At 62.9% G+C, this 7850-nt stretch carries 7 protein-coding genes and 4 tRNA genes; 2 read left to right on the top strand and 9 right to left on the bottom strand.

Going from position 1 to position 7850, the window contains the following annotated elements; translation table 11 throughout:
- Together hemN and JCM9942_RS07725 are read right to left on the bottom strand one after the other, a co-directional pair.
- Positions 1-1099 (bottom strand): oxygen-independent coproporphyrinogen III oxidase (hemN, locus tag JCM9942_RS07730; protein ID WP_054658887.1); only part of this gene is annotated, 1099 nt, incomplete at its 3' end.
- 219 nt (positions 1100-1318) lie between these two features.
- Entirely contained in the window at positions 1319-1618 is a 300-nt protein-coding gene (locus tag JCM9942_RS07725; RefSeq protein ID WP_343123482.1) for a group III truncated hemoglobin, read from the bottom strand.
- A 174-nt stretch (positions 1619-1792) separates the two neighbouring features.
- On the opposite strand from JCM9942_RS07725, the gene JCM9942_RS07720 reads away from it, so the two are divergent.
- Positions 1793-2080, top strand: coding sequence for a hypothetical protein (locus JCM9942_RS07720; protein ID WP_054658888.1), 288 nt, complete (start codon positions 1793-1795; stop codon positions 2078-2080).
- 56 nt (positions 2081-2136) lie between these two features.
- Positions 2137-3144, top strand: a complete 1008-nt coding sequence (locus tag JCM9942_RS07715) for a 4Fe-4S dicluster domain-containing protein (protein ID WP_172675073.1) — start codon at positions 2137-2139, stop codon at positions 3142-3144.
- A gap of 94 nt (positions 3145-3238) precedes the next feature.
- On the opposite strand, the gene JCM9942_RS07710 is transcribed toward JCM9942_RS07715, so the two are convergent.
- From JCM9942_RS07710 to JCM9942_RS07680, 7 genes are all read right to left on the bottom strand, one after another.
- Positions 3239-3312: transfer RNA gene (locus JCM9942_RS07710), tRNA-Cys, on the bottom strand.
- Between the two features lie 69 nt (positions 3313-3381).
- Positions 3382-3457, bottom strand: a tRNA-Gly gene (locus JCM9942_RS07705).
- Between the two features lie 170 nt (positions 3458-3627).
- A tRNA-Gly gene (locus JCM9942_RS07700) sits at positions 3628-3703 on the bottom strand.
- Between the two features lie 27 nt (positions 3704-3730).
- A tRNA-Gly gene (locus tag JCM9942_RS07695) sits at positions 3731-3806 on the bottom strand.
- Positions 3807-3854: 48 nt separating this feature from the next.
- On the bottom strand, positions 3855-4469 hold the full coding sequence (pgsA, locus tag JCM9942_RS07690; RefSeq protein ID WP_054658885.1) for a CDP-diacylglycerol--glycerol-3-phosphate 3-phosphatidyltransferase: 615 nt from the start codon (positions 4467-4469) through the stop codon (positions 3855-3857).
- Between the two features lie 7 nt (positions 4470-4476).
- Entirely contained in the window at positions 4477-6324 is a 1848-nt protein-coding gene (uvrC, locus tag JCM9942_RS07685) for an excinuclease ABC subunit UvrC (protein WP_054658884.1), read from the bottom strand.
- Positions 6321-7736 (bottom strand): hypothetical protein, encoded by a 1416-nt coding sequence (locus JCM9942_RS07680; protein WP_054658883.1) that lies wholly within the window; start codon positions 7734-7736, stop codon positions 6321-6323. Before JCM9942_RS07680 ends, uvrC begins: the two co-directional genes overlap by 4 nt.
- Positions 7737-7850 lie beyond the last annotated feature (114 nt).

Raw genomic sequence — 7850 nt, 5'->3', positions numbered from 1 at the left:
TTACCCCGGCATCGATACGCGCCTGCCAGTCTTTCAATTCCCGGGGATTCTGGCTGTAGCCGGTATCGATGCGACTGATCGCGCTGACGCCCAATCCGATCAGATCGGTGTCGGCATGGGTGGTATAACCCATGAAGTTGCGATGCAGCGAACCTTCGCGCTGCGCCCGTGAAAGATCTTCTTCGGGCAATGCGAAGTGATCCATGCCGATGTACTGGTAGCCCGCCGCCGACAGCCGCTCCACTGCAAGTCCCAGCAAGGCCAGCTTCTGCTCGGGCCCCGGCAGGTCGCCATCGGCGATCTGCCGTTGAGCCTTGAACATGTGCGGCAGATGCGCGTAGCCGTAGATCGCCAGCCGGTCCGGCCTTGCCTGCAGCACGGTGTCCAGCGTGCGGCCGAAGCCCTCCAGGGTCTGTCGCGGCAAGCCGTAGATCAGATCCACATTCACCGAGCGCATGCCCGATGCGCGACAGGCATCGATGATCGCCAATGTCTCGGCCACACCCTGTTCGCGATTGATCGCCTGCTGCACCGCCGGATCGAAGTCCTGCACGCCAAGACTGGCGCGGTTGAAACCCAACCGGGCCAGGCGCCCGATGTCGTCGGCACTGACCGAGCGCGGGTCCAGCTCGATGGAGAAATCCCGCGCGGCGCGGGTACTGAAGTCAAAGCGCTGTCCCAATCCGTCGATCAGCCGCTCCAGCTGCGCAGGCTCCAGGAAATTGGGCGTGCCGCCGCCCAGGTGCAGCTGGATGACATCGCGCCCAGGCGCGAACAATGGCGCGACGCGATCGGCTTCCAGCAGCACCCGCTCGACATACGCCTCCCCCTTGCTCCGGTCACGGCTGATGACCCGGTTGCAGCCGCAGTAGAAGCAGGGGCTGGTGCAGTAAGGAACATGCACATACAGCGACAAATGCCGCCCGGACGCATTGCTACGCGCAATCGCCGCGCGGAACTGCGCCTCGCCGTAACCGTCATGGAAATGTGGCGCGGTGGGATACGAGGTATAGCGCGGCCCCGGGCGGTCATGGCGGCGCAGCAGCTCCGGATCAAACGTCCAGCCCAGCGGGTTCAGCGGTACAGGTTGCATGTCCATGGAGCCAGCGTGCCCCAGTCCCGCCATCGCTGCCTTGAGCTGGATCAATCGTGCCCGCCCGCGTCAAAAAGGCGCGCCCATCCATTCAGCCAGTGGTCCGGTCAACCGCCGTCCGGATGTGTCATGTACGCCTGATTCAAAGAACCGGGAAGGCCGGTGCGCTGTAGCGGCGCCAGATGGCAGTGGCAACCCGTTGCGCCGCGGCATCTGCCAGCTGCTTCATCTGCGGGTTGCCAAGCTCCGCGGTGGTCTGCCCGAACAGCTCCAGCCAACGCTGGAACATCGACACTGCAGCCCCGGTATCGCCAGATGCTTGGGCATCGGTGCCCCGCTGAAGCGGGATGTGCCGCGCAACATCGTCGACCAGAAATCGATCAGCAACAGCAGGTGCGACTGCCAGTCATGTACCCGCGCCTCGAAAATCGGGCCAAGCACCTCGTCTTCGCGCACGCGCGCATAGAAGCGCCGCACCAGCGCTTCCACCTCCTGTTCGGTGCACACATTCACTTCAGGCTTCACCGCCGTTCTCCTTTCCCTACAACCGCCCTCCGATGGTATCCACTTGATCAGGATCAAGGACCGCACGACGGGCGCCACCTAGCCTTGCACATTGGCGCCCCGCGTGCATTCAGGCATTGCCCTGCGTGCAACCCGGCGTCGTGCTCTCTCAATACGGCCCACTTGGATTCCGCGATGACCGCTCCCGACAAGCCCGCACCGACCGAACCACGACCGCTGCTCCAACTGCTCGGTGCCGTACTGTGGCCCAGCTTCTTCACCGCCGCAGCGATGTCGGCGGTGCTGTTCGCACGCGTGGATCCGGTTGAACTGCAGCGGATCAGCTTTCCCGCGCTCTCCATCAGTCGCGAACTGGGCTATTCGCTGGGCTTCTTCGCGTTCTGGCTGGGCACGCTGTGCGCCTGCAGCGTCACCGCCTTGCTACTGCGCCCCTCCCGCGAAGCCCCGGAGATCTTTGAATGACAGGCGCCTGTCCGGCCTTGCCTTTGACCAGCCGCAGCTGCACCCGGGCCGCCGCGATGGCGATCATGCTCGGCGCCTTCTACGCGATACCTTGGCTGACCTGGAACGGCAAGCCGGGATTTCTGCTTGATATCGGCACTCGCCAGTTCCATGCCTTCGGCCTGTCCATGCAACCAGAGCAATCCGTCCTGCTGCTCTGGATCGCCTTGGCACTGATCGCCGCACTTTTCCTGGTGACAAACCTTTATGGCCGCATCTGGTGTGGCTATGCCTGCCCGCAAAGCGTGCTGACCCGCCTGTTCCGCAACTTGGCCCGACTGACAACACTGCCCGCCCCCTACACCTCATTCGGAGTGGCGATCCGCCACGCCAGCTGGGCAGGCATCGCACTGTGGACCGGCGTCACCTTCGTCGGCTACTTCACGCCGATCGCGGATCTGGCTCGCAACCTGGCGGGTTTCTCCCTCAACGGCTGGGAGATTTTCTGGATCAGCTTCTATGCGCTGGCCACCTGGGCCAATGTGCTGTACCTGCATGAGCAGGTATGCACGTATCTATGCCCCTACAACCGCGTGCAACACCTGATCACCGACAGCCGCACGCCATCCATCCAATACGACGCCGCACGCGGCGAGCCCCGCGGTATGCGCAGCGGCCACAGTGAAAGCGTCCTGAATCGCCCCAGAGGCCTGCTGGATCCCGAGACTGCGCGTGACTACGCCTTTCGCGCCGCCCATCCGGAAATCGCCGGGGCCCTGCCCAAGTTCGCTCCGGCGCACCTGGGGGATTGCATCGACTGCGGTGCGTGCGTCGGCGCCTGTCCGATCGGCCTGGATATCCGGACCGGACACTCCAGCAACTGCATTGAATGCGCTGCCTGCGTCGATGCCTGCGACAGCAGCATGGTCCGGCACCGATTCCCCGCAGGCCTGATACGCCGAACCCATATCGCAGCGGGCCAGACAGATGAAAAAAAATCATTGCGCATCAAGCCGCTGGTTTTTGCCGGCGCAATGCTGATCTGCTTCGCGGCGGCAGTCCTCACCGCCAGCACCTTGACTTGAGGCAGGCTTCACGCCAGGAACTACAAACCCGCTTCAAAAATCATGCAAAACAAAAGGCCCGCTTGCGCGGGCCAAAATTTTGCATTTTTTCAATTGGAGGCCTGGGTCGGAATCGAACCGGCGTACGCGGATTTGCAATCCGCTGCATAACCACTCTGCTACCAGGCCAAAATCTGAAACGCCGGGGGATTCATTCCCGATATGAAAAAACCCCTTTTACGGGGCCTTTTCCGAATTTGGAGCGGGAAACGAGACTCGAACTCGCGACCTCAACCTTGGCAAGGTTGCGCTCTACCAACTGAGCTATTCCCGCGTTTGATGCAACGCATTCTACAGTCTTCCGAAACAATGCGCCAGCACTTTTAACAAATTTCTTCACATCTCGAGGGACGTGTTTTCAACGCGCCTCATGAAAACCCATGTCGTTGCCGGCGTGGATTTCCAGGATGAAACCACCTTTACAGCAGCGGCTTCACCATGAACTGGAGCGGGAAACGAGACTCGAACTCGCGACCTCAACCTTGGCAAGGTTGCGCTCTACCAACTGAGCTATTCCCGCTTGGCGGGATCCAATTCACACCCAAACTGGAGCGGGAAACGAGACTCGAACTCGCGACCTCAACCTTGGCAAGGTTGCGCTCTACCAACTGAGCTATTCCCGCTTGGGAGGCGAAATTCTACAGGCATTCACCCACCTGTCAACAGCCCCTTCAACTTTTTTTGATCTTCTGCCGCGCGGCTTTTTCCTCTTCGCGCAGGCTCGGCCACGCCGCCATCAGATATTGCGCACCGGAGATCAAGGTCAGCAGTGCGGCGATCGCCAGCATCCAGTCGCCCATATGGAAAACCGGCACTCCCATCCAGATGTCAGCGGCTGGAGTATTGGGTGAAACCGAATACAACAGACACAGCAGCGCGACCATCTGCGCGGTGGTTTTGACCTTGCCGATCATCGCCACACGCACCTTGGCGCGCTGGCCGATCTCAGCCATCCATTCGCGCAGCGCCGACACTGCGATCTCACGTCCGACGATCACCGCCGCCCAGAACGCCATCCATGGGGTGGGATGTCCCTGCACAATCAGGAACAGCGCCACTGCCACCATCAGCTTGTCTGCAACCGGATCCAGAAAGGCACCAAAGGCCGAATGCATCTGGTAGCGGCGCGCCACCCAGCCATCAAGCCAGTCGGTGATCGCCGCCAGACCGAAAATCGCCGCGGAGGCGAAGTTGGTCCAGGCATAGGGCAGGTAGAACACCAGCACCAGCACCGGGATCATCAGGATCCGCAGCAACGTCAGCCAGGTGGGGACAGTCAAATTCATTAAAACGCTACTCCGCTGCCGCATCCGGAATCGACAGTCCATGAAGGTTAGCGTAGATCCGCGCCGCGAGGGCCGCGTTGATGCCATCCACGCGCGCGATCTCCGCCTCGCCGGCAGCCTTGAGCCCGGCCAGGCCACCAAAATGTTTCAGCAAGCTGGCTCTGCGGCGAGGACCAATGCCCGGAATATCTTCCAGTTTGCTGGTCATACGCGCCTTCTGCCTGCGACCGCGGTGTCCGGTGATCGCAAACCGGTGCGCTTCGTCACGAACCTGCTGGATGAACTGGAGCGCGGGTGAAGCCGCGCCGGGACGGAGCTCACGCCCGTCGGGCAACACCAGCGTCTCGTCGCCCGCGCGGCGTTCAACGCCCTTGGCGACACCCACCAGCATCACCCCTTCAACTCCGAGATCGGCCAAGGCAGCAGCGGCTTGCGCAAGCTGTCCGGCGCCACCGTCGATCAACAGGATATCCGGCAGCGCCCCTCCCTCCTCGACCGCGCGACGGAATCTACGTTCGATGGCCTGATGCATGGCTGCGTAGTCGTCGCCCGGCTCGATCCCGCTGATATTGAAACGCCGGTACTGCGCCCGGACCGGCCCTGCCGCATCGAACACCACGCAGGAGGCGACGGTCGCCTCGCCCATGGTGTGACTGATGTCGAAACATTCCACGCGCTTGACCGGCTCGGCCAGGCCAAGCAGGTCACGCAACGCGTCGCTGCGCGCTTGCTGCGCGCCACGACTGTCGAGCTCGCTCACCAGTGTGATCTGCGCGTTGCGACTGGCCAGTTCAACGTAACCGGCGCGCTCACCGCGCACATTCCACTTCAACGCGACCTTGTGCTCGGCGGCCTCGCTCAGGGCAAGCTCGATCACGTCCACATCCGGGATCTCGCGATCCAGGAGAATCTCCGCTGGCGGCGCATGCTCACCGTAGTACTGCGAAACAAATGCCGCCAGCACTTCTTCAGCACTGTCTTCGCCATTGGTCCGCGGAAAAAATGCACGTGTCCCCAGATTGCGGCCATCGCGGAAGGACAGCAGCATCACGCATGCACTGGCTCCCTGCATGGCACATGCCAGCACATCCAGATCCGCGGCCCGTCCATCGACGTACTGGCGATTCTGCATGCTGCGCAGGGAGGTGATCAGATCGCGCAGACGCGCGGCACGCTCGAACTCCAGGGCATCACTGGCTTCCTGCATCTGCTGGCCAAGTTCCTGCGCGAGCAGGTCGCTCTTTCCTTCCAGGAACAGCGCGGCCCGGTGAACGGATTCGGCATATTCCTGCGGCGCCACCAGCTCCACACACGGCGCACTGCAGCGTCCGATCTGATACTGCAGGCACGGACGCGAACGGTTGCGGAAGACGCTGTCCTCGCAGCTGCGCAAGCGGAACAGCTTGTGCATCAGATTCAAGGTTTCACGCACCGCGCCTACGCCCGGATAGGGGCCGAAGTACCTGCCCGGAACCGCGCGCGGCCCGCGGTGCAGCGCGATACGCGGCCAAGCTTCCCGCGTGAGCAGCACCTGGGGATAGGTCTTGTCATCGCGCAGGGACACGTTGTAGCGCGGCGCCAGCGACTTGATCAGCTGGTTCTCGAGCAGCAACGCCTCCGCCTCGGTACGCGTGACGGTGACATCCATCCGCGCCACCTGTGACAGCATCATCATGATCCGCCGGCTTTTGGGCGAACCGTTGAAATAGCTGCCCACCCGCTTGCGCAACGCACCGGCCTTGCCGACATACAGCAAGGTATCGTCGGCCGCATACATGCGGTAAACCCCGGGCGCCGTACTCAATCCCGCCGCGAAGGCCTTGCCGTCAAATTCACTGGAGCTCTTGCCACTCATCCGTCTATCGGCACGTCACTCAATTCGCCGCTGACCGGGTCGAATCGCAAAATCGCGTGCGCATCGGTTTCAGCAATCCAGACCACGCCGGCGGCGACCGCCAGCGCGCACGGGCCATGCAATCGTCGGGGAAGGTTGACCGTGGAAAGAACACCCCCGCCCAACCGCAGAGTCCGCAGGGTGCCGTTGCCGGCATCGGCAATCCACAGCAGCGGGGAATCAGCCCCCATCGCCAAGCCTTGGGGATACTGCAGCTGTGCCTGCGCGCGAACGCCATCCTCGCTGCCAAACTCCCAGACGCCTTTACCGATCAAGGTTTGCACCAGATCGCCACGCAACTGTACCGAGCGGATCGCCGAGCCCAGCGCGTCACAGACGTACATGACCTGCTGCACGGCCACCAGTGCGCATGGCTGCGCGAATGCGGCCAGATGGCCGCTGCCATCACGGACTTCCGCAGAACCGGCACCGGCCCGCCAGCGAAGCGCGCGACTGCCGAGGTCATAACTCCAGATGTGGTTGTCACCGGCCATGGCGATATGCAACTGGTTGTCTGCAACGGCCACATCCATCGGATGGTTCAGCGGACTGTCCCAGGGCTGGGCGAGGATGCCTTCCACCGGATCGCCGGCACGCCCGGTGCCACACAGGGTTTCCACCTGCCCGGAAAGCAGGTGGATACGGCGCAGCGCATGATTGCCGGTGTCGGCGACGTAGAGCACGTCACGCACCAGCGCCATGCCATGCGGACGGTTGAACGCGGCCTCGGCAGCTGCGCCATTGATCATGTCAGCGGTACCAACGCCGAACTGGCGCAGCACACGTCCGCTGTGGGCACACTCGAGGATGCGGTGATGGCCGGTGTCTGCCACGTACAGCCGATCCTCCGTTGCCAGCAGCCCCGCCGGAAAGCGCAGCGGCAGCATCGGCTCGGCATTGATCTCGCGCCCGTCGCTGGTATCCCCGTCCAACGGACGCATCAACCCATCGCACAGACCATTCAGCATGCGCTCCAGATCAGCCCCACCGCCGACGATGCGCTCGCGCTCCTGCCCCTGCGCATCAATCAGCACCAGCGTGGGCCAGCTTTCGATACCGAACCTGCGCCAGGTCTCCCACTGCGCATCCAGGATGACCGGCGCACTGACACCATGGCGCCGCAACAGCTTCAAAGCCGGCTGCGGTTCGCGCTCGAAATCAAAGCGCGGCACCTGCACCACCAGCAGCTGGATACGCCCGGGGTTGCGTGCCTGCCACTGCGCGATCTCGGCCAGCCGTTGCGCACACCACACCGAGGCACCATTGACGAAGGCCAGCACCAGCGGCCTTCCGCGATAGTCCTGCAGGGTCGACGGCGCGGCATTGAGCCAGATGCCGGACTTGGGAAGCTCCATAGCAAGCTGAACGTTCATGGGCCGATTATGCCGGAGTCGGCTGCCGCTGACAGGCGGCGCACGGTCGCCTGCGCCGCCGCGTCCACCAGCGCCCAGCTGTGTTCGAAATCCCGCCCATCGCCGTAATAGGGG

The sequence above is a fragment of the Stenotrophomonas pictorum JCM 9942 genome, from assembly GCF_001310775.1.
Classification (GTDB): domain Bacteria; phylum Pseudomonadota; class Gammaproteobacteria; order Xanthomonadales; family Xanthomonadaceae; genus Stenotrophomonas; species Stenotrophomonas pictorum.
This window is presented reverse-complemented; position numbering and strand designations above follow the sequence as displayed.